Below are 21362 nucleotides of genomic sequence, written 5' to 3' on the forward strand. Positions count from 1 at the left end.
CCCACCACACCGTGATGATCGGTGAGCAGCCGTTTTCTCTGGAACACACCTCAGCCGTGGACAGCACAGGCCCCAGGCCGGTGAATCTGGCCGCCGCGCGCAATGCCGGCGGGGATGCAGCCGTGGCGGCAGGTGCTGAGCTGCTGATCTTCTTGGATGCGGACTGCATCCCGGGACCCGATCTGGTGCGCTTCTACCAGCGTGCCGCCGCAGCACAGAATGCTCCCTCTGTGCTGTGCGGTCCGGTGACCTATCTGCCCCAGGACACCTGGCTGCCTGAGCCTGCCTCCCTGGGTGAGCCCAGCGCCCTGGAGCATGTTGTGGAGCACACCGCCCCACATCCGGCCCGCCCCGCTCCCCCGCCGGGGCAGCTGCAAACAGCCACGCAGGACGAGTACACACTGTTCTGGTCCCTGTCCTTTGCCATGACCACAAACCTGTGGGAACAGACCCGCTGCGCCTTTGGAGGATTCTGTGAGGCGTTCACCGGATATGGGTGTGAGGACACGGACTTTGCCATGAACCTGCATGACCGCGGGACGGCCCTGACCTGGGTGGGTGGTGCCCACGCCTATCACCAGTGGCACGCGGTGTCCTCACCTCCCGTGGAACACCTGACAGAAATCCTGACCAACGCCCACCTGTTCCACATCCGGTGGGGGTGGTGGCCCATGACCGGATGGCTGGAAGCCTTTGAACAGCAGGGCCTGGTCCGATTCACCGGTGACCGATGGGAGGCCACAGGTCAGTGAGCTTGCTTTCACCGTCAGCTGTCTCACAGCACATTGAGGGACAGATGTGGAACAGTACCCATCGCTATGACTGTCTCCACCACCAACTCCACGTCCTCAACCACCGCATAGGGAGGTGCAGCAATGGACGCTGACACCCGCTGCCCATGCGGCTCGGGGGACACCTACGGCAACTGCTGCCGCCCGTTCCACCACGGCAAACCGGCACCCACGGCAGAGACCCTCATGCGCTCGCGCTTTTCCGCCTTTGCTGTGGGCGACGACGCCTACCTCCTGCGCACCTGGGACCCCGCCACCCGCCCGTTGTCCATGGACCTTGACCCGGATCTGCGCTGGTACCGCCTGGACATCAACCAGACCACCGGCGGCGGCCCGTTCGAGGACTGGGGCACCGTGGACTTCACCGCGCACTACAAGCCCATGCCCGGCACCCAGGCACCCCGGGGAACCCAACGGGAGAACTCCCGCTTCCGTCGCCACGACGGCGTGTGGTTCTACCTGGACGGAACGCTCATGTCCGTGTGAGTGGAGTGAGCCCTTCGATCTAAGCTTTGCCGTCTAGCCGTTCAGTTCGTCCAACTCATGCTGCACTATCTCTTGACTGGCTTTGAACTGCTCTGCCGCAGGAGTTTCCACGAATTCCAGGAGATCGCCCTGAATGTCGGCTAGAGCCTCACGAACTTCGTGAGGAGTCGCGTAGAAGAATTCACGGCGATTATTAATGCGGTTGACCCGTTCACGGGCAAACTTTCGGTGCAACTCTGCCTCAACCGTGACCGCATCCTCCGAGAAGAAGAGTGTGTGGACATCGAAACCAAAGGGCACAGAGGCGTCGCCTAGTTCACGCACGCGGTCCATGGGATCCAGGCGGCGAGTCAACCCGATCTTGACCATCCGCTCACCGAATGAACCAATATTGGAAATAACGTATACGTAACCGGCTCGCTGATTTGCCTGTCGATACTCCACGTCGGCAATACCGGACTCAATTTCGGTTAGCTGGTGTCGAATTTCCAACGCCCGTTCTTCATTGCCCAATTCCTCGACTCGCAGCAAGATTGACTCATAATGAGCCTTTTCCTTCTGCAGCCTTGCCCGTTGCGCCTCGAGCTCGGCGTCGATGCGAGCCTGCTCTTTGAGCTCGGCCCTGTGTTCACGCTCAGCTTCCCGCGCTAGTTTTCTCTTCGACTCCGCCTTAATTGCAAGCTCCAACTCTCTTGCTTTGAGCTTCTGGTACTCAGAATCAATCGACAGATTAATTTCAGTAGTCAAATTTTGAATTGCATCCGCAGAACGATAGAGCTTTTTCAAACTGTTCTCAACGTTTGCAGGGGTAGAGGCTTTAATAATCCCTTGCGCTTCACCATTGTATGCCCGTAACGCCAGTTTACGCACGCGCTTGAGAAACGACCGCACCTTGACTGGCGTTGAGGGCAAGTCTTCAGAAGAAGATATCGCCACGTCTTCCGTAATCCACGACTTCATCTCCTGCCGCAATTCACGGAGGTCACCCTGGAGATCAATGTATGAGTCTGCTGGGTGCGTAAAATCTTCCAGGGCACTCGAGCTGAGCGCGACATCAGCCCTAACAACCGGCAGTTCCTTCTTGAGGTCGGCCATCTCGCCCCGCAGGGATTGGACCTTCACATTGGCTTCATGTTCACGCGCCTTGAGGCGCACGTCAAGCTCTTGCTCACTGTTGGCCACTTCTTCTCTTGCCGCGCGAACAATGGAGGACGCCTCCGACCTAGCACCTTCTAAAATCTGGTGAGCTCGATTTTCAGATTTAGCAACCTCAGCCTGGGCTTCGGCGATTTGCTTCTGCTGCCGACCCAAGATCTCGTCACGATCCCAAACTTCCATGCCACCGTGATGGTCCAGGTATCGCTTGTACTGATCGGCCGCTTGCTGTGCGCTGTTAAGCTTAGAGTTAAGCAGAACAATTTCTTCGGCCATAGCATCGATCTGCTTTGATTTTCTGCCCTGCCCAAAATAGCTAAGGACAGACTCTTTCGTAACTTCCGGGGCGTTGGATTGCGGAGCTGGTCGCCCAAATTCGTCGTACATGGAGATCCTGGTGAGACTGAGGGGTGGTGAGGACAGTATGAGGGTACCTCTCATCCCTGACAGTGCAGAGGTATTCATCTTCTTCAGGGCTGTGCGCCACCATCTGGCCCCGGACATCCGGGTGGAAGCGGGCCAACAGGACCACCCCCGCCACGGCGGCAGCGCCCGTCAACATCAATCCCACCAGCGCCGCAGCCCCCAAGTCGGCATACTCGCGCAGCACCACTGCACCAATGAACACCGCCATCATGGGGTCCACCATGGTCAGCCCGGCCAACACCGTTTCCGGAGGCCCTGATGAGTAGGCCACCTGCACCACCCACATGCCCACTGCGGAGGCCAGCGCCATCCCCACCACGGTGATCAACATGCCGTGCGTGAGAAGTTCAAGGGCTCCCGCCCAGCCACCGCCACTGCTCATCACCCGGGCAACCGAGGTGGTCGCCACATGGGCAGATGCCGCCACGGTTCCGAACGCCAGTCCTGCCACGGCCACCAGGGCCAGGTGACTGGCGCGGGTTGCCGCCAGTACGGCCCCCACCAGGCTGAAGAGAATCAGCAGGCCGTTGAGCCAGGTGACTGTCCCCGGGATCAGTGGCCCGGTCTGGGCATGAGCCGCAGAGATTCCCACAAATCCTGCAACGCCCACCAAGGTCAATGCCATGCTTGCCACCAACTGCCGCGAGACCTTGAGCCGCAGAACATTCACACTGATCATGACCGCCACCACCAGGGACACCGCACCGATGGGCTGGACCAGCGCCACCGGCCCCAAACTCAGTGCCGCAATGTTGACCACGGTTTCCAGCGCCAGCAGCCCCAGTCCCAGCAGCCACAACGGACGCAGCACCAACGGCGCGCGGTTCTGCAAGGGCTGCGCAGATGCCGCACGGACAGCGTGATGCTGCAGGTGGGCACCAACAGCCAAGCCGACGGCGGCCAACAGGGCCAGAACTATTGAGGTGACAACCATGGATTCAGATTACGAATCCCCTTGTCCCAGCCACATCAGCCGCAAGGCCCATCCTGGCAGGCCTGTGTCATCCCAACGGATGACTTCTCACAGGCCCCAACAGCTCACGCCGTCACCCGTCCATTGAACCGTCCGGTCCGGGTTGGTCCAGCAGGTTCACCAGATCTTGAACGGACTCCATGACAGCGGTGGGCCGGAACGGGAACTGCTCCACCTGCTCCCGTTTGGTCACACCGCTCAGCACCAGCAGCGTAGAGAGGCCTGCCTCCATTCCGGCAATGATGTCCGTGTCCATGCGGTCGCCCAACATGGCCGTGGTTTCCGAATGGGCACCGATCCGGTTCAGTGCCGAGCGAAACATCATGGGGTTGGGTTTGCCCACAACATACGGCTGCTTGGCAGTTTTGGTGGCTGCGGAAATCATGGCTGCCACCGCGCCCGTTGCCGGCAGTGGACCCTCCGGAGACGGTCCCGTGGTGTCCGGGTTGGTGGCAATGAAACGCGCACCGCCGTCAATCAACCGGATGGCCTTGGTGATGGCCTCGAACGAATACGTCCGGGTTTCACCCAACACCACGTAGTCGCAGTCGGTGTCCGTGAGCACAAAGCCGGCTTCGTGCATCGCCGTCGTCAATCCGGCCTCACCGATCACGTACGCACGGTGACCTGCGGATTGGTCTCGCAGGAATTCCGCCGTGGCCAGGGCGGAGGTCCACAACTCACTTTCGCGCACCTGAAGCCCGGAACGTGCAAGGCGGGCGGACAGGTCGCGTGGGGTGTACATCGAGTTGTTGGTCAGCACCAGAAAGCGCTGGCCACGTTCACGCCACAGCTGAAGCAGTCGAGCCGCACCGGGAATCATGGCCTCCTCCCGGACCAGCACACCGTCCATGTCTGTCAGCCAGGTGTTGGTGCCCATCAAACGTTGCGTCCGCGGTGCTCCCATGAGATTTCCCTCCGTGACTTCATGCATCAGTACCAGCTCTGTCCAGGCCCGAACGACGACGCGCCACCCCGGCCCTTCATCCCACCCTCCTCACGGTAGGGCTCCTGGCGGCCTGGGCACAGCCTTTTCCAGAGTCCGTGATCCGGAACACGGAGGTCACTTTTCGATAACGCTGTGAGCGTAAGATCTTTCAAGTTCACCCTCACCGCTCGCACAGCCACCGGAGCCGCACCGTGTCCCATACCGCTCCCGAGTCCACCGCGAAGCCCGCTGCCCCTCAAGGGCGTGGATTCCTGGACCGTTACTTTCTGATCACTGAACGTGGTTCCAACATGGGCCGGGAGGTCCGCGGCGGCATCGCCACGTTCATTGCCATGAGCTACATCGTGGTGCTCAACCCGCTGGTCCTGGGGCTGGGCCCTGATGGTGCCGGCAACACTTTGGGTGTCGACCGCGTTGCGGCCATGACCGCCCTGATTGCCGGTGTTCTGACCATCCTGATGGGCGTGATCGCCAAGGCACCGTTTGCTCTGGCCACCGGTCTGGGCGTGAACGCGTTCCTGGCAGTCACCATTGCCACCCACCCGGAGCTGACGTGGCCGCAGATCATGGGCCTGGTCATCTGGGCCGGTCTGATCATGTTCGTGTTGGTTCTCACCGGTTTCCGGACGGCCGTGTTCAACGCGGTGCCGTCGTCGTTGAAAACCGCGATTGTGGTGGGAATCGGCCTGTTCATTGCCCTGATCGGGTTTGTGAACGCCGGATTCGTGCGCCGCATACCGGATGAGGCCAACACCACGGTGCCTGTGAGCCTGGGCGTGGGTGGCCACCTGGTGGGGTGGCCCACCCTGGTGTTCGTGCTGACCCTGCTGCTGACGGTTGCCCTGATGGTGCGCCAGATCAAGGGCGCGATTCTGATTGCCGTGGTTTCCGGCACCGTACTGGCCCACATCCTGGAGGCTGTGGTGCCTTCCGGTTCCTCTGTGGAGAGCCCCACCGGCTGGTCCCTGGTGGTGCCGCAGAACCCCACCGCGTTGCTGTCCTTCCCCAACCTCTCCCTGCTGGGTGAGGCCGCACCGCTGGATGCCATCACTCAGCTGAGCTCCTTCACCGCAGCACTGTTGATCTTCACCATCCTGTTGTCCATCTTCTTCGACGCCATGGGCACCATGGTTGGCCTCTCCGATCAGGCGGGCCTGGTCAAGGACGGCAAGATCGAAAACGTTGACCGTGTGCTGATGGTGGATGCCTTTGGCGCGGTGGCCGGTGGCGCTGGCTCGGTGTCCTCCAACCAGATTTACGTGGAATCCTCCACGGGCATTGCCGAGGGTGCTCGGACCGGCCTGGCCAACGTGGTCACCGGTGCGCTGTTCCTGCTGGCCACCTTCATCACCCCCCTGGTTGAGGTGGTTCCGTTCGAGGCCGTGGCACCCGCCATGGTGGTGGTCGGCTTCCTCATGGCCAAGAACGTGGTGCGGATCGACTGGGAGGACTGGGGCATTGCCGTCCCGGCATTCCTGACCTTTGTGGTCATGCCGTTCACCTACTCGATTGCCGACGGCATCGGCGCCGGGTTCATCTCCTACGTGTTCATCCGCGTGGTCCAGGGCCGTATCAAGGAGATCCACCCGTTGATGTGGGTTGTGGCCATCGCTTTTGTGGTCTTCTTCAGCACCGGCGTGATTGAGGGCTGGGCCGGCTGATGAACCCGAACCAAGTCATCCCCCCGGGCTCGGTTCTCCACTTTGCCGAACAGGCCGTCCACCCGCGGCGCTCCCCGTGGCGTCCGCTGGTGGGCCTGGTGCTGGGTGGGTTTGCAGCACTGATCGTGTTGAGCCTGGTGACCCTCACGCTGCAACCGCCGCTGGGCACGGTGCTGCCCGGTGACCTCGCCTCCCTGGTCACCGCAGCATCGGGCCTGTTCCTGGCCGGTGTCACCCTGACGGTCATTGTCTGCGTGCTGCTGCGCCTGACCCCCGGCAGGCTCGTGTCCGTGACCGGTAGCTTCCGGTGGCGCCTGTTCGGTCTCTACGCCCTGGCCTGTGTGCCGATCATGGCGCTGTTCCTGATCGGCAACGTGCATGGCATTCAGCGCACTGCCTGGATCCTGGCCACCCTGGTGGTCTTTGCCGTGATCCCGTTCCAGGTCACCGGCGAGGAGCTGGCCTTCCGCGGTGCCGTTCAACAATCGGTCTCAGCGCTGCTGCCCGCATGGCGCCTCCGGTTGGTGACTGCAGCTCTGGTGAGCGCCGCCCTGTTCGCCGTGGTGCACCGCCCCGGCAACGCCGCGGGTCTGGCGGCTTTCCTGGCCTTCGGCCTGGTGTTCGCCGCCGCGGGTTACCTGACCGGTGGCCTTGAGGCGCCGTTGGCCCTGCACCTGATCAACAACCTCTACAGCCTGGGCACCCCCACCATTCAGGTGGACAACACCAACCTGCTCACCCAGAACGCCACCCAGATCACCTGGGGCAACGCACTGTTCACCATTGCTGTGAACGTCCTGCCGCTGGTTGTTGTGGTGCTCATCAGCCGCCGGAAAGGTACCGTCACTGTTTGACAGGCAAATGACCGCTGGGATCGCCTCCCAGCGGTCATTTGCCTGTCAAACGCCTTTTCACGACGACGACGCCGGATCCCTCCTTGGCTGGACCGTTGCGGCAAAGGTGGCTGTCCAGCGCTGATCCTTGTACTGGGCCGGTACCGGGTCCACCAACAGCGAGCGCGTCATGGTGGCCGCTTCTGCCGTCCCGGATTCAGGCAGCGGGCGATGCGATGCGGCCAGGACCACGTTGCCGCGTCGTCGTCCTTTGAACATGGCGGGATCAGCCACCGCCGTCACGTGCTCAAAAACTGCCTTGAGGCCGGCGATTTCCTGGCGGACCCCGTTGAGTTGGGGATCATCCCCCACGTTGAGCAGGTAGATCCCGGCTGGGTCCAGCACACGGTCCACCGCGCGGGTGAACTCCACCGTGGTCAGGGAGGGCGGTGTGACGGCACCGGCAAAGACGTCGCGGATGATGACATCCCGGGTGGATTCCGTCAGGGACTCGGTCACCGCCCTGGCTTCACCGGCTCGAATGCGCAGCAAGGGTGCGCGGGGAAGGTTGAACCAACCGCGGACCAAATCCACCAGGCGGGCATCCAGCTCCACCACCACCTGGCGGGCCTCCGGCCATTCGTGTGCCACCCACCTGGCCATGGAACATGCACCCCCACCCAGGTGGAGGACCCTGAGTTTGTGCGGATCCAGGTGGGCGGGAACGTGGGTGCGCAGCACGGCAGCCATCCAGCGCATGTACTCGAAATCAAGATCACCGGGGCGGGCCGGGTCCACGTGGGAGGACGGCACACCGTTGACCATCACGGTCCAAGCACCGGGTGTCAGGTCATCCGGGACCAGCTCCACCGTGCCGGTCTGGATCTCCCAGGTCCCGGCGTGCGGACCGTTGCTCTCCGCGGGCTGCTCGGGTTGGGTGCGTTGACGTTTGCGTCCCATCAGCCGGCCTGCCCCGGGCGCAGCATGGGGTAGGTGAACTGCCCGGACCAGGCGTGTTCGGCGGGAAACGGCGGGTGGTCCACCTGGGTGAAACCGTGTTTGGCGTAGAACGCGTGGGCGCGGTCATTGCCGGCCATGATCCACAGATACACGGGTTCGGCGGGGTCGTGATCTGCCAGTACGGCCGTGAGCAGGCGTTGCCCGAGCCCCGTCCCGTGGGTACTGGTGCGCGTGTAGAGACTGACCAACTGGCGGGCGGCAATCACATCGGGAGCCACATCCGCCTCCCAGTCCATGGGCCCGTCGGCGGCAATCGCAAAGCCGAGCAGGGCGGCGTCGTCGTCCTGAGCCACCTGCACAGTGGTGCCGACGGTGCTCAGGTGCTGCAAATCTTCCTCAGCGGTGCCGGTACCGGCCTGGATTGAAGCCACGAATTCCGGCCCGTAGAGCGGCCCGTAGGTCTCCGCCTGGCAGGCAAAGCGCACAGCAGTGAGTGCCGCGGCGTCCTCAGGTGTGCCGCGGCGAATGGTCACGTTCACCCTTCGATGGCCCCCGGGCTCGGTTGCCCCTCCAGAGCCTGGCGCTCCATGGCTGCTTCCAGGCGCTCGATCTTGCCGGTCATTTCCCCAGTGTGACCAGGGCGGATGTCTGCTTTGAGAACCAGGGAGACGCGCGGACCAAACCGCCCCACCGCCTCCGTGGCACGTTTGACCACGTCCATGACCTCATCCCACTCCCCCTCAATGGAGGTGAACATGGAATCCGTGCGGTGCGGCAAACCGGAGTCCCGGACGATCTGGACGGCGGCGGCAACGGCGTCGTGCACGGAGGCATCCGGGTTGTGGCCACCCATGGGTGAAACGGAAAAAGCAACGATCATGCCTCCATCCTCCCACTGGGGATTGGGTGAGGGGAGGGGGCTCGGAACGCAGGGCAACTCGCAGCGGCGCATGTGATGTGGCGGATAGGCTGTTCGGCGGACCCGAACCCGCCCGCGGAAGAGGAGCACTCGCGTGACCGACGGCATTTATCTCAGCGCCATGACACCGCTGTCCGGCAAGTCTCTGGTGGCACTGGGACTGATGGACACCCTGTTCAAGAACTCTGACCGCGTGGGCTTCTTCCGCCCGGTCCATATGGGAACCACCCCACAGGAGGACCCCCTTCTGCAGCTCATGGCGGAGACCTTTGAACTCCCGCCGGAGCGCTGCCGGGGCGCCGTTTCCCTGGAGCAGACCCGGGAGATCCTGGCCACGGGCAACTACGACGACCTGGACTCCCAGGCCGTGGCCATCTACACGGAAATGGCCACCCATTGCGATGTGATCGTGGTGGACGGCACGGACATGATCGCCCACAACGCCGCCATTGCAGAGTTCGATCTCAACGCGCGGTTGGCCAACAACATGGGGTGCTCCGTGCTGGCCGTGATCGGCGGCAATCAGACGGAGGACCCCCAGCAGTTGCTCAACGCCGTGGAGGTTTCCCGGACTGAGTTGCGGGAAGCCAAGTGCGACATCTTTGCCATCATGGTCAACCGCTGCCCCGTGGAGTGGGTGGATGAAGTCACGCAGAAGGCTCCGCGCGGCCAGCACCACCTGCCCGTCTACGTGATCCCGGAACTTCCCGCGGTGTCCAGCCCCACGATTGAGGAACTGGTGGATGAGGCCGGGTTCGGAACCGACCTGGCAGCAGTGCCCCTGGACCGTGACATCCAGGGTGTGAAGATCGCGGCCATGACCGTGGAGCACTTCCTGGATCAGCTGGTTGAAGGCGAACTGGTGATCGTCCCGGGAGACCGCTCGGATGTTCTGATGTCCTGCCTGGCCTCGGCACTCTCCCCCGAACGCCCCACCCCGGCCGGCATGTTGCTGACCGGTGGCCTGCTTCCCGGTGAGCTGGTTCAGTCGTTCATCCAGACCGCGCCCTTCCCCGTCCTGACCACGGAGCAGGACACCTACAAGGCGGCCAAGCGCGTGGCACGTACCCGCGGTCGCCTGAGCAACCGCAGCCCCCGTAAGGCCGCCGCAGCCCTGGGTGAGTGGTCCCGTCGGATCGACGTTGACGAACTGGTGTCCCGCCTGGACCTGGAACGCCCGGTGCGCCGCACCCCGTTGCGGTTCCTGCACGACCTGGTGGAAGCAGCCCGCTCGGACCGCAAGAACATTGTTCTTCCAGAAGGCGATGACCCCCGTGTGCTGCGCGCGGCAGAAATCATCCACCGCCGGAACTTCTGCGATCTCACCATCCTGGGCAGCCCGGAGGAGGTGCGCCGGATCTGCGACTCCCAGGGCATCAACCTGAACTTCGAGGATGACGGCCTGGACCTTGTGGACTACCGCAATGACGCCGAACTCATTGACCGTTACGCCGATGCCTACGTGGAGTACCGCAAGCACAAGGGCGTGACCAAGGACGTAGCCGTGGACCGGATGCGGGACGGTTCCTACTTCGGCACCATGATGGTTCAGCTGGGAGATGTGGACGGCATGGTCTCCGGTGCTGCCCACACCACGGCCAACACCATCCGCCCTGCCCTGGAGTTCGTGAAGACTGCCGAGGGCGTGAAGATCGTCTCCTCCGTGTTCTTCATGTGCCTGGAGGACCGGGTGCTGGTCTACGGCGACTGCGCCGTGAACCCCAACCCGAACGCGGAGCAGCTGGCAGACATTGCGGTGGCTTCAGCTGCCACCGCCAGAGCCTTTGGCGTGGATCCGCGCGTTGCCATGCTGTCCTACTCGACCGGCGGTTCCGGTTCCGGCGAGGACGTGGAACGCGTGCGCGAAGCCACGGAGATCGTCAAGGCCACCAGCCCGGACTTTGCCGTCGAAGGACCCATCCAGTACGACGCAGCCGTGGATGCCTCCATCGCCAAGTCCAAGCTGCCGGAGTCATCGGTGGCAGGACAGGCCACGGTGTTCGTGTTCCCGGATCTCAACACCGGTAACAACACGTACAAGGCCGTGCAGCAGTCGGCCGGCGCAGTGGCGGTGGGCCCCGTCCTGCAGGGTCTGCGCAAGCCGGTCAACGATCTTTCGCGTGGCTGCACCGTGGAGGACATTGTGAACACCGTGGCCATCACGGCCATCCAGGCCCAGACCATGTGACCTCCGCACCAACCTTATGTATGCGTGGAGACAGACCCCTGACAGGCCTGTCTCCACGCATACATAAGGTTGGTGCACTAAACCCGGGGAACGGGTGCCCGGCGGTGTCTTCCCGTGGCCAATTCGGCAAGCACGCTGCGCTGAGCCTGCTCCCAGTGGTACCAAATCTGGTCGTAGCTCAGCCTCATGGTGGTGTAGCCAAGTCCCCGGAGGCCAGATCGCGCACTCGGTCCATGCGGTAGCGTGCCCCCGCTGCGTGGTGTTGTTCGCTGTCGCACTCGATGATCAGGGACTCACCCACCAGAAGGTCAACGCGCCCCACGCCAGGGATGAAGACCTGTGGTCTCACCGTGAACCGACGCTGTTGCAGGAAGAGTCTCACCCGGGTCTCGCTTCCGGATCCCGCGCCCAGCATGAAGTGCGTCAAGGATGCCCGTTTGGCTGCAGGGGCCGAACCCAGCAGGTCCCTGGCCGCTGGTTCTCCGATCAGCCCCAGGTTCACGGCAGATTCCGTCACGATCAGGCCGGTCTCCACATCGTGGCGCGCGATGGCCTCCCGCAAACCGTCCATGACGGGCGCCAGCGGTGCATGCGTGGCCCGGGTCAGCCGATGGAGTTGGACCCCAGCTACGGCAGGCCGGGGAACTCCCGGATTGAGCATGACGTGCAGCTGCCGATTCGGTGTCCAGATTCCGTGCTGTTCACAACCGCTGAGGCAACCCAGGGTCCCGCCCAACGCCACGGCCCTGGCCACGGGCGCCGCTGCCCGAGCCGTGGCATACCAACCTTTGCGCAACCGCGTGAGTGAGCCACCTTCAAGGAGGGCATTCAGGCGCTGCCTGTCCAATCCACGTTCACGCAGGTCCGCCAGCGAGTAGATGCCCGAGTCCATGGATCGACCCTGCCACCGGAGCACCGTGTTCCGGCAGCCCCTGTGGATAACCGCCGGTTCATCACACGTGGCGAACACTTCCGATCAACACGTGGCGAACGCCTCCAAACAACAGAGGTCAACCCCGCCGTACGCCTGGGGCCAGCGCGGATCTGACTGACACAATGGAGGCAACTCCGCTCCACACAGCGGGCCGATCAGGCGCGCAGGAAGTAGTCACCCATGCTGATTTTGGTCGTCAACTGCGGCTCGTCCTCCATCAAGTACCAGGTCCGGGAGATGCCGGAACCGGGCCAAGCCGACACCGACGGCGGCACGGTGGTCACCAAGGGCCTGATCGAGAACATCGGGACGTCCGAGATTCAGGATCACACCCAGGCCTTGGACATCCTGGCCGAGCGCCTGGAAGAAGAACTGGGGGATCGCACCATCGATGCCGCAGGTCACCGCGTGGTCCACGGTGGCGAGCGCTTCTCCCAGCCAGTTCTGGTGGACAACGAGATCATCCGTGCCGTGGAACGCCTCTCCCCGCTGGCACCCCTGCACAACCCGGCTCACGCACTGGGGTTGCGCGCCATTCAGAAGAAGTGGCCGGACATGCCCCAGGTCTGTATTTTTGACACGGCCTTCCACCGGTCCATGCCGGAACACGCATGGCGCTACGCCCTGCCGAATGAGTTGTACGAGGAGTACGGCGTACGCCGTTACGGCTTCCACGGGACTTCGCACGATTTTGTGACCGGCCTGGCCGCCGAACACCTGGGTGTTGCCCGCGATGACTTCAACGCCGTGGTGGCCCACCTGGGCAACGGTGCTTCCGTGACCGCCATCAAGAACGGCGAGTCCTATGACACCTCCATGGGATTCACACCCCTGGCCGGCCTGGTCATGGGAACCCGAACGGGCGATTTTGATCCGTCCATCATCACCGCCATGCTCCGCCGGGACCCGGAGATGACCGCCCAGCACCTGGACGATCTGATGAACAAGCAGTCCGGGCTGAAGGCGATTGCGGGTCACTCGGACATGCGTGCTGTGGAGGACGCTGCTGCTGCCGGGGATGCCGGTGCGCAGTTGGCACTCGAAATGGCTGCCTACCGCCTGGCCAAGTACATCGGCGGGTACCACGTGGCCGTGGGCGGTGCACGGGCCTTGATCTTCACCGCAGGCATCGGGGAGAACTCGGACACCTTCCGCCAGCTGGTGGTGAATCACCTGGGCGCTTTGGGCACCACGCTGGATCCGGAGGCCAATTCGGTCCGCAATGACCAGGTGCGCCGGATCTCCACGGCGGATTCCACCTTGGAGGTGCTGGTGGTCCCCACGGATGAGGAACGTGCCATCGCAGAGGCCACCGCGCAGCTGGTGAGCAACTGACCGGCGACTGCTTCCGCTCATTGCGCGCCAGCCCCCGCTGAGAAGTGATGTGTGCCGCCCATCAGAGCTGATGGGCGGCACACATCACTTCTCAGCGCAGATCACCGGACCAAATCATCGCTCAACTGTCTTGGGCGTCAGCACCAGAGGCCACCACCGGCGGCTGGTCCGACCACGGGAACACAATCCATTCATCCGTGGACTTCCAGATGTAGTCCGGCTCCACAATGGACCGCGGTTTGGAGTAGATCACCGCGCTGCGGCAGTCTGCCCCGAATCCGGAGAGCAGTTCCAGCACAAGGGCCAGTGTGCGCCCGGAGTCGGCGACGTCGTCGACCACCAGAACCTTGCGGCCCCGAATGGAATCCACGTCCAGCATGGGTGCCAGCAGGACGGGATCGGGCAGGGTCTCGTGGACGTCCGTGTAGAACTCGACGTTGACGGCATCAATCAGCTTGACGCCCATGGCGTAGGACAGGGCACCTGCGGGCACCAGGCCACCGCGGGCCACTCCAATGATCAGATCCGGCTGGAAGCCGCTGTCCGCAATGGTCTGGGCCTGCTGCCGGACGGCATCGCCAAAGCCCTGCCAGGTGAGGACATCTTTGGTGTTGAGGTCAGTGGAATCCGCGTGATAAGCCATGCCGCCACGTTAGGGCATGCGGCAGTCAGGAGTCATCTGGCGTATGCCTCAGCCGGCCAGCATGTCCTCCACCAGGGGTGCCACCTGGGTGCCGAACAACTCGATGGAGCGTTGCATCCGATCGTGGGTCAACGGCCCCACCGAGTATTTGAGGTCAAACCGCTGAGCACCCAGAACCTTCTGATGAGCCGCGATCTTGCGGGCCACGGTCTCCGGGGAGCCAACGTAGTAGGCGCCTTTTGGGCCGCACATGGCATCGAAGTCGGAGCGCTGCAGGGCGGGCCATCCGCGTTCACGCCCAATGACGTCGTGGTTGGCGGCAAAGGCCGGGAAGAACTCGTCCCGCGCCTGCTGGTCAGTTTCTGCGATGTATCCGGGTGAGTGCCACGCAATGGGCAGCTCGGGCTTGCCAAAGTGCTCCAGAGCCCGTCGGTAGTGATCGGCAAAGGGCTTGAACCCCAGGGGGCTGCCGCCGATGATCGCAAAGATCACGGGCAGTTGGTAATGGGCGGCGCGCACCACCGAATTCGGGGAACCTCCCACGGCGATCCATGCCGGAAGCCGCCCGGTTTCGGTCTTGGGGAAGACCTCGATCCCGTTGATGGCGGCGCGCAGACCACCCTCCCAGGTGATGGGACCCTCCTGCTGCAGGCGGGTGAACAGTTCAAGTTTCTGGGCGAACAGGTCCTCGTAGTCCTCCAGCGCGTAGCCGAACAACGGGAAGGACTCGGTGAAGGAACCACGCCCCAGGATGGCCTCCGCCCGACCGTTGGAGAGCGCGTCCACCGTGGCAAAACGCTGGTAGACCCGCACGGGGTCCTCGGAGGACAGCACGGTCACGGCACTGCCCAGACGAATGTTTTCAGTGGTGGTGGCAAGCCCTGCCAACACGGTGTCCGGGACGGAAACGGCGTAGTCCGCGCGGTGGTGTTCCCCCACACCAAAGAAATCCAGCCCCACCTGGTCGGCCAACCGGCCTTGTTCCACCACGTGCCGCAGGACTTGGGCCTGGGAGATGGGTTGACCGTCAGCGCCGGGGTGGACGTCGCCAAAGGTGTTGAGACCAAGCTGCATGATGTGCTCCAGTTCAGGGGTGGCCGGACATCACCATTCTGCCTGAGTTTAAGTGACGTGTCACCTAGCTTTGGGTACGAGCCGCTCTCACGTCAACCTCCGACTGTGCATCACGTATCCCGCCGTCATGCACGCCGACCGGAACACTTCCCCACCCAGCACCCAACAGGCCACCGCCAGCGCCGTGTCAGCGCCACTGAGCCAGGCTCCGCCCACCACCAGCACCAGCTGCACGCCACTGATCCGCATGAACCAGCGTTCGTGTCCACCCATCATCAGCACATTGCTGGTGGCAGAGGTGGTGGCGTTGATCAGCGTGGAGATCACCAGAACGACGGCGGCCCCCCACGTCCCCCGGTAGTCCTCACCCAGCAGCTCCACCAGTGCGCCCTCACCCACCAGCAGCAGGAAGGCCAACAACAGGGCGGGCAGCACGGCCGAGGCCACGGCGGCCTCCACCACGAGTTTGCGCAGCGCGGCCCGGTCCCGCACCGCCACCGCGATCCTCGGCCCGAACACCGTGGACACCGCAGAGGTGCCCATGGCGCCTGCGGACTGGATGCGCTGTGCGACGTCGTAGGTACCGGCCACCGCCAGGGAGCGGGCGGAGAGCACGAACATGGGCCCGCGCACGCACAGGGCGGTCAAGGTGGCGCCCAGGCCCAGGGGGAGGGCCATGCGCCACGGTGTGCGGGGGATCTCAATGCCCAGGGCCCGGTAGTGGGAGAGCCTGCGGCCAGGGGCCGGGGAGATCCACCACATGATGACCGCAATGATCACGAATGCCGCCACCTGGCCTGGGATCAGCAGTTCCGGTCGCGTGACCGAAGCCAGCAGGGCAGCCACCAACCCCAGCAACGGCAGTGCCACTGATTCCAGGAACTGCCCCGCCACAGGTTGCTGTTTGGCCATGCGTTGGACCATGAACAGACGTCCGAACGCGGAGGCGGCAGCCACGGCCCAGAAGGCCAACACCCATCGGGTGGGATGGCCCATGAGCTCGCCGGCCACGGTGACCGCCACCGCCATCAAGCCGATCACCAACCAGATCCGGGTGACCGTGCGGGCATCACGCCGGACCAGCATGCGGGCCCGCCTGCGGTCATTGGCGGCCCACAGCGGTGCCTGTTCGCGAATGCCGGAGGTGTCCAGACCAAAGGTTCCGGACATGCGGGCCACCAGGGCCACAGACCACAACAGTCCGTTCAGGCCCACGTCCTCCACGGAGAAGCGCAGTGCCACAACGGCCACCAGGGCCATTTGCAGTGCGGCACCACCCACCCGGATCCCCAGCACCATCAGGGACTGGAGGCGGGCTCTCCCGCGCCGATCACCTGCCACGAGTGGAGTTGTCCTCAGTCACTTCCGCATCAACCTGCCCGTCAGTGGCATCCCGTTTGCCCGGTCCTTGGCCAGGTACCACAGGAACTTGGTGTTGCCCACGGCGTAGCGCTTGAACATGCGCTTGGGTTCCATGGCCAGGCGGAAAGCCCATTCCATGCCCATTTTCTGCATCAGTTTAGGCGCCCGTTTGGTCTGCCCGGCGACGACGTCGAAAGAGCCACCCACACCCACACAGACACCCACGCCCATGGCATCGCGCTGACCGTAGATGAAGTCTTCCTTCATGGGCGAGGGGATGGCCACAAACAGAATGTCCACGTCCATGGAACCGATTTCCCGGGCCATGTCCTGATCGGTTTTGCCCTGTTTGCGCCAGTAGCCGTCATGGCTGCCCACAATGTTGGCGCCACGGCGGGTGAAGTCCTCCTGGACCGCCGCCAGCACTTCCGGGCGGGCGCCCAACAGGTAGATCCGCTGACCTTCCTGGGCGGAGAGATCCACCAGGCGGTTCATCAGATCAATACCGGCCACCCGCTCAGGCACCGGACGGCCCAGCAGCTTGGAGGCCCACACCACGGCCTGCCCGTCAGCGCTGACCACATCGGCAGCGTTGAACTCGGACTGCTTGGCAGGGTTCTCCTTGGCGGAGACAATCTTGGCGGCGTTGATGGACAGGTGGTTGTGGTGACCGCCGTCGGTCATCAACCCCTTGAGTTTGTCCACAGTCTGTTCCACGGTCAGGGGGTCGATCCCCACTCCCATGACGTCGCGCCGCTTGGCCCTGCCATCGCGCGGCAATCCACGGTTCAGCGTGGTCTCGGCCTGCGGGCCGTGTTCGAATTCTTTGTCACGAGCCGGCTGACTCATTGCTGTTCCCCCATCCGGCCAGGGCCAACGTGGCGTGACCCTGGTTCCATCTCATGTGCGGCAGCCCCGACCCCAAACTGCGGAAGCCACCGTCATCGCCTTGCAAACCCAGCAGGTGCTTCACGGCCGGGCGCGGATCCGGGGTTCCCCAACCCCGTTGCGCCGCGCGGGCCAGAAAGCCCACGGTGGTGGCCACGTTGTGCACGTCCTGGGATGTCTTCTGATCGTTTGCGTAATACAGCGGGAGGCCGTCTGCATCCAGGCAGTTCTCCGCCCAGTACCGCAGGCCTTCCGGTATCGCCTCCCCTGTGTCGAATCCTGCCTGCTCAAGCGCCCACAGGGAATCAAGGTTGTAGATGGTGTGGAAACTGTCCACCCATTCCAGCCCCGGCCCCACCCCGTAGGACCAGGATCCATCCGGCATCTGGGCGGCCACCGTCCGGTTGATGGCACTCTGGATCTTGGTGGCATCTCCGCCCAGCATGGCCAGCGACTCAGCCGCCAGCAGGGAGCCGTTGTGCACCAAGCGCTCGGAGGTGGTGGTGTAGCGGAAGTACCCGTTGTGGAACTGCCCCTGCAGCCACCGCGTGACCTCCGGACTGACTTCATCCAGCCGCCCGGTGGCTTGGAATGCCCGCAGCGCAAAAGTTGTGGCCACCACGTTGGGACTTCCGGCCGGGTAGAACGCCCATCTGGTCTGGACGTCGAACTCATAACCCCACGGGCCGGACCCTCGCTCACTCAGAATCCGGTCCACCAGCTGATCAGCCTGGCCTTGATCACCCATGAGCACCGCCGCATGGGCAAACAGCGCCATCCCCTTGGTCATCCGCACCACGGGCACATCAGTCAGGTCCCGCAGCCACTGCCCCGCACGTTTGTGCGCCTGCACCCAGGCCTGGCGCGGCCTCCGGCCCCGGAGGTGCTTGGCGTGGGGTGAGAGCAGACCGTCATACGGGTCCGTCCCGGCGAATTCGCGCACCTGGGCAAAGCGGAAAGCCCGTTGCGCAGCCTCGGCCACGGCTGTGGTCAGATCGGGTGACAGTGGGTAGACAGTCATGATTTTCCTCCTGAGCGTCCGGCTCGGAACCACCGGGTCGGGTTCACCGCGCAGCGCATGGGCTCGCGGGCCCGAGCATGCTTCTGGAACGCAACCTCGACGGCATCGTCGAAGTTCGGCCGGTACTGCGTCAGGGAGTAGGACTGTTCCCACGTTCGCCTGGCCTCCGCACCCGTTCGGATCCGGGCAGGCCGGTCAAAGACAACGCGGCGCAGGGCCGACTCCAAGGCATCCGCGTCCCCCACCGGCGTCACAAGGCCGTTGACGTCATGCGAAATGACCTCGGGAACAGCACCCACGGGGGTGACCACGGGGGCCAAGCCCCACGCCATGCCTTCAAGCAGTGACAACGGCAGGTTCTCCGCATGGCTGGGAAGAACCAGAACCGATGAACAAGCCATCTGTGCCGTCAGGTCTTCGGGGCTCACCCACCCCAGAAGTTCGACGTCCTCCGTTGCCCGCAAGGTCCTCCCGATGTTCCCGCTCGGGTCTTCCAGATCACCGGCCAGCAACAGTTGCGCCTGCCCCGCGGTGTTGAGCTGCTGCCAGGCCTGAAGGAGCTCGGGAACCCCCTTGCGGGAACCGACCCGCCCGGCAAAGAGAACATTCACGGGACCGGTACGATCCGGTAGGCGTTGAGGACCGGGCACGGCATTGGCCACGATGCGGACACGATCCGGTGCCACACCCAGGTCACTACGGACAAAATCCGCCCAGACCTGCCCCAGGACCATCACCCCGGCGGCGGAGGTGAACATCGAACGCACCACGCGTTTCAAGACACCGGGAAGTCCGCGGTAGAACGTGACGAACCCGGCCCCGTGCAGATGCAGCACATACGGCTTTCCCCGCAGTCGGAGCAGGAGTGACAGAACGGTTTTGCGCCAAGCACTGCCGTTGGACGCCACGGAGAGCACGTACACGGTGGGGCCAGTCTCCCTGGCCAAACACCGGCGCACGGCTGCGGCGGCGGCGCGAAGCCGCCCAACCTTGGTGCCGGGAGAGCCCCCGGAATCCACGAATGTCACATGAGTTCGGTTCGAGGAAGTGGAGGCCAGGTAGCCCGCCATCACGCCGATCCCGCCTGCTGCTCCCGGAGTCGGACCCAGGACGACGACGTCAAGCACGCGAAACACCTCCTGCAGCCCAGGGCACATGTGGTGTGGCCTCTGCTGAATCGATGCTGCCCCCAGCGGCCGAATGTGCATCGTCGTGGTGCTTTGCAGGTGATTCCATCACTGATTCCCGTGCCGTGAGGGACGTACACACACCGGCAGCCACAAAAGGCAGCCCGAACATGGGTGGGGACACGAACACGGGCGCCACAACGGACTCGATGGTCAACGTCAGCATCCAGGCCAGGGTCACGGCACCGGCCCAACGAACATGACGCTCAGGGGCACGGCGCATCATGCGCCAAGCCGGTACCACCAGAAGGAAAAGCGCGGCTGCATAACACAGCCCTCCCAAGATCCCCGTTTCAGCCAAGGGGGCCGGCCAGAACGTGTCTGACAGGAACCCGCCCATGTCCCCACGACCCATGCCGTAGATCCACTGATAACCGCGGTCTTCGTACAACGGGCTGTAGTTCTCCGAGGCAGTGAAGGATGCGTAGCGCCCAAAACCAACGCCCAAGGGAAAACTTGCAAGCGCCAGTGCCAGGCCCTCCAAGGTCATCAGAACACGTGCAGTTTCAGCCACATTGGCGGTGTATTCATCCACCGTCCCGGTCACCACCTGCGTGAGCGGTTCCCGTCCGAGCACCAGGGCAACGGGCAACAGAATGGCCACGGCCGCGAAATACATGGCTTTGGGTCCAGGCAGCACGGCGCGCACGGCAAGTGCCGTGATGATCCCCGCCGCGATGGATTTACGCCGAAATGCCGCGATGCAGGCCAGGCCGGACCCGATCAACAAGACCAGGCTCACCGGCCCTTTGGCCACCAATTGGCGGTAGAGCAGGATGGCCAAGAAGGCCATGGACATGGTGGTTCCAAGGCCCACAGGATGATCAAAAGGACCAGTCAAACTGGAAAAACCACCACGTTCGCTGACACTGGCCACGCGCCCAATCACACTGTTCCACGCAGCAGGGGCAACGGCGTTGATGGCGGTGATTGCCAAGACGAAACCGACCACGCACGCCCCGAACCGCGCCACGTTGGGAAGATCCCGCTTGGTCCAGTCAAGTTGTGCAACGGCGAATCCCAGGATGGGCCCTTTCAAGAAAAGAAAGGCCCCGGTTGCCATCACACCCATGGGGACGGTGTTCACCACGCTGCTGATGGAGCCCAGGACGGCAAAAGCCAGAAAGAACCACAGGGCGGGGTAGGCACGCACGCTTCCGTGCACGTACAGCCTGCGACCCGTGAACAACAGAAGCGCCAAGATCACGCCAAGTTCATCGCCGTACCCCAGGGCAGGAATTCCAGTGACGGTCTGAATGGTCTGCGACAACATGATCAGGACCACCAGAAGGCCAGCAGTCACTTTCGGGTGCTTGAAGGCGGCCACCACCAGCACAGCAACTGATGCAACGCCCAACAACGCCGCCATGACAACACTGACAACTGTGGCTGTTTCAGCCAAAAGAGTTTCCTCCCCCCGAACTTCTGCACGCTTCTCACGGCCCCGGTGAATCCATCAGCCTCCCCAGACCGATACCCCATTGATTCACAACATCCGCGCTTCGCCAGGTCCACGCCTCCAGGGGAATTTTCATGCCCAGGATCGCTAGTACTTCTTTGCGTGCCACTGACGGCGT

Annotated in this window: 20 protein-coding genes; 6 read left to right on the forward strand and 14 right to left on the reverse strand. The window is 63.5% G+C overall.

What is annotated here, in order from left to right:
* Together L979_RS03050 and L979_RS03055 are read left to right on the forward strand one after the other, a co-directional pair.
* The coding region (locus L979_RS03050; RefSeq protein WP_052209400.1) for a hypothetical protein at positions 1–752 on the forward strand (752 nt) is incomplete at its 5' end.
* A 123-nt stretch (positions 753–875) separates the two neighbouring features.
* Positions 876–1277, forward strand: coding sequence for a YchJ family protein (locus tag L979_RS03055; RefSeq protein ID WP_047689070.1), 402 nt, complete (start codon positions 876–878; stop codon positions 1275–1277).
* A gap of 33 nt (positions 1278–1310) precedes the next feature.
* Here L979_RS03055 and L979_RS03060 read toward each other — a convergent pair whose 3' ends face one another.
* From L979_RS03060 to L979_RS03070, 3 genes are all read right to left on the reverse strand, one after another.
* Entirely contained in the window at positions 1311–2819 is a 1509-nt protein-coding gene (locus L979_RS03060) for a DUF4041 domain-containing protein (protein WP_197052057.1), read from the reverse strand.
* The gene (locus tag L979_RS16180) at positions 2749–3792 is read right to left on the reverse strand and encodes a hypothetical protein (protein ID WP_047689072.1); all 1044 of its coding nucleotides are present in this window, start codon (positions 3790–3792) and stop codon (positions 2749–2751) included. The genes L979_RS03060 and L979_RS16180 overlap by 71 nt, the downstream gene beginning before the upstream one ends.
* 112 nt (positions 3793–3904) lie before the next feature.
* Entirely contained in the window at positions 3905–4738 is an 834-nt protein-coding gene (locus L979_RS03070; RefSeq protein ID WP_189587268.1) for an HAD-IIA family hydrolase, read from the reverse strand.
* 332 nt (positions 4739–5070) lie between these two features.
* Here L979_RS03070 and L979_RS03075 point away from each other — a divergent pair, with 332 nt between their 5' ends.
* A complete protein-coding gene (locus tag L979_RS03075; protein ID WP_081993674.1) occupies positions 5071–6441 on the forward strand; it encodes an NCS2 family permease in 1371 nt (456 codons plus the stop codon).
* Entirely contained in the window at positions 6441–7295 is an 855-nt protein-coding gene (locus L979_RS03080) for a CPBP family intramembrane glutamic endopeptidase (protein WP_047689074.1), read from the forward strand. The genes L979_RS03075 and L979_RS03080 overlap by 1 nt, the downstream gene beginning before the upstream one ends.
* A 57-nt stretch (positions 7296–7352) precedes the next feature.
* Here L979_RS03080 and L979_RS03085 read toward each other — a convergent pair whose 3' ends face one another.
* The 3 genes from L979_RS03085 to L979_RS03095 are packed head-to-tail and all read right to left on the reverse strand — an operon-like array spanning position 7353 to position 9114.
* The gene (locus tag L979_RS03085) at positions 7353–8234 is read right to left on the reverse strand and encodes a spermidine synthase (protein WP_047689077.1); all 882 of its coding nucleotides are present in this window, start codon (positions 8232–8234) and stop codon (positions 7353–7355) included.
* A complete protein-coding gene (locus L979_RS14305) occupies positions 8234–8767 on the reverse strand; it encodes a GNAT family N-acetyltransferase (RefSeq protein ID WP_197052058.1) in 534 nt (177 codons plus the stop codon). The genes L979_RS03085 and L979_RS14305 overlap by 1 nt, the downstream gene beginning before the upstream one ends.
* A gap of 2 nt (positions 8768–8769) precedes the next feature.
* Positions 8770–9114 carry a thiamine-binding protein gene (locus L979_RS03095; protein WP_047689080.1) on the reverse strand — a complete coding sequence of 115 codons (345 nt, stop codon included), beginning with the start codon at positions 9112–9114 and terminating at the stop codon, positions 8770–8772.
* A 133-nt stretch (positions 9115–9247) separates the two neighbouring features.
* Between L979_RS03095 and pta the strand changes: the two genes are divergently transcribed.
* A complete protein-coding gene (pta, locus tag L979_RS03100; protein ID WP_047689083.1) occupies positions 9248–11341 on the forward strand; it encodes a phosphate acetyltransferase in 2094 nt (697 codons plus the stop codon).
* A gap of 184 nt (positions 11342–11525) precedes the next feature.
* On the opposite strand, the gene L979_RS03105 is transcribed toward pta, so the two are convergent.
* Positions 11526–12233 (reverse strand): hypothetical protein, encoded by a 708-nt coding sequence (locus L979_RS03105; protein WP_156125346.1) that lies wholly within the window; start codon positions 12231–12233, stop codon positions 11526–11528.
* 222 nt (positions 12234–12455) lie between these two features.
* On the opposite strand from L979_RS03105, the gene L979_RS03110 reads away from it, so the two are divergent.
* Positions 12456–13610 (forward strand): acetate kinase, encoded by a 1155-nt coding sequence (locus tag L979_RS03110; RefSeq protein ID WP_047689085.1) that lies wholly within the window; start codon positions 12456–12458, stop codon positions 13608–13610.
* Between the two features lie 121 nt (positions 13611–13731).
* On the opposite strand, the gene L979_RS03115 is transcribed toward L979_RS03110, so the two are convergent.
* The 7 genes from L979_RS03115 to L979_RS03145 all read right to left on the reverse strand — a co-directional run bounded on the left by L979_RS03115 (position 13732) and on the right by L979_RS03145 (position 21187).
* Positions 13732–14253: a phosphoribosyltransferase gene (locus L979_RS03115; RefSeq protein WP_047689087.1), complete on the reverse strand. Its 522-nt coding sequence runs from the start codon at positions 14251–14253 to the stop codon at positions 13732–13734.
* A gap of 48 nt (positions 14254–14301) precedes the next feature.
* Positions 14302–15327: an LLM class flavin-dependent oxidoreductase gene (locus tag L979_RS03120; protein WP_047689091.1), complete on the reverse strand. Its 1026-nt coding sequence runs from the start codon at positions 15325–15327 to the stop codon at positions 14302–14304.
* Between the two features lie 87 nt (positions 15328–15414).
* Positions 15415–16668 (reverse strand): lipopolysaccharide biosynthesis protein, encoded by a 1254-nt coding sequence (locus L979_RS03125; RefSeq protein WP_156125348.1) that lies wholly within the window; start codon positions 16666–16668, stop codon positions 15415–15417.
* A gap of 18 nt (positions 16669–16686) precedes the next feature.
* Entirely contained in the window at positions 16687–17538 is an 852-nt protein-coding gene (locus L979_RS03130; protein WP_052209405.1) for a WecB/TagA/CpsF family glycosyltransferase, read from the reverse strand.
* Complete coding sequence (locus L979_RS03135; protein WP_047689095.1) at positions 17519–18598, reverse strand: terpene cyclase/mutase family protein; 1080 nt, start codon at positions 18596–18598, stop codon at positions 17519–17521. Before L979_RS03135 ends, L979_RS03130 begins: the two co-directional genes overlap by 20 nt.
* Positions 18595–19725, reverse strand: coding sequence for a glycosyltransferase family 4 protein (locus L979_RS14310; protein ID WP_052209406.1), 1131 nt, complete (start codon positions 19723–19725; stop codon positions 18595–18597). The genes L979_RS03135 and L979_RS14310 overlap by 4 nt, the downstream gene beginning before the upstream one ends.
* Entirely contained in the window at positions 19718–21187 is a 1470-nt protein-coding gene (locus L979_RS03145; protein WP_047689100.1) for a hypothetical protein, read from the reverse strand. The genes L979_RS14310 and L979_RS03145 overlap by 8 nt, the downstream gene beginning before the upstream one ends.
* Between the last annotated feature and the right edge of the window lie 175 nt (positions 21188–21362).

Source organism: Kocuria sp. ZOR0020, from assembly GCF_000800955.1.
GTDB lineage: Bacteria > Actinomycetota > Actinomycetes > Actinomycetales > Micrococcaceae > Kocuria > Kocuria subflava.

Bases quoted from the DNA above. Each gene is read 5' to 3' on its own strand.
- L979_RS03075 (WP_081993674.1), top strand. From the start codon at position 5,071: ATGGGCCGGGAGGTCCGCGGCGGCATCGCCACGTTCATTGCCATGAGC.
- L979_RS03080 (WP_047689074.1), top strand. From the start codon at position 6,441: ATGAACCCGAACCAAGTCATCCCCCCGGGCTCGGTTCTCCACTTTGCC.
- L979_RS03060 (WP_197052057.1), bottom strand. From the start codon at position 2,819: ATGTACGACGAATTTGGGCGACCAGCTCCGCAATCCAACGCCCCGGAA.
- L979_RS03070 (WP_189587268.1), bottom strand. From the start codon at position 4,738: ATGGGAGCACCGCGGACGCAACGTTTGATGGGCACCAACACCTGGCTG.
- L979_RS03105 (WP_156125346.1), bottom strand. From the start codon at position 12,233: ATGGACTCGGGCATCTACTCGCTGGCGGACCTGCGTGAACGTGGATTG.
- L979_RS03055 (WP_047689070.1), top strand. From the start codon at position 876: ATGGACGCTGACACCCGCTGCCCATGCGGCTCGGGGGACACCTACGGC.
- L979_RS03085 (WP_047689077.1), bottom strand. From the start codon at position 8,234: ATGGGACGCAAACGTCAACGCACCCAACCCGAGCAGCCCGCGGAGAGC.
- L979_RS03110 (WP_047689085.1), top strand. From the start codon at position 12,456: ATGCTGATTTTGGTCGTCAACTGCGGCTCGTCCTCCATCAAGTACCAG.
- L979_RS03135 (WP_047689095.1), bottom strand. From the start codon at position 18,598: ATGACTGTCTACCCACTGTCACCCGATCTGACCACAGCCGTGGCCGAG.
- L979_RS03120 (WP_047689091.1), bottom strand. From the start codon at position 15,327: ATGCAGCTTGGTCTCAACACCTTTGGCGACGTCCACCCCGGCGCTGAC.
- L979_RS16180 (WP_047689072.1), bottom strand. From the start codon at position 3,792: ATGGTTGTCACCTCAATAGTTCTGGCCCTGTTGGCCGCCGTCGGCTTG.
- L979_RS03130 (WP_052209405.1), bottom strand. From the start codon at position 17,538: ATGAGTCAGCCGGCTCGTGACAAAGAATTCGAACACGGCCCGCAGGCC.
- L979_RS03115 (WP_047689087.1), bottom strand. From the start codon at position 14,253: ATGGCTTATCACGCGGATTCCACTGACCTCAACACCAAAGATGTCCTC.
- L979_RS03095 (WP_047689080.1), bottom strand. From the start codon at position 9,114: ATGATCGTTGCTTTTTCCGTTTCACCCATGGGTGGCCACAACCCGGAT.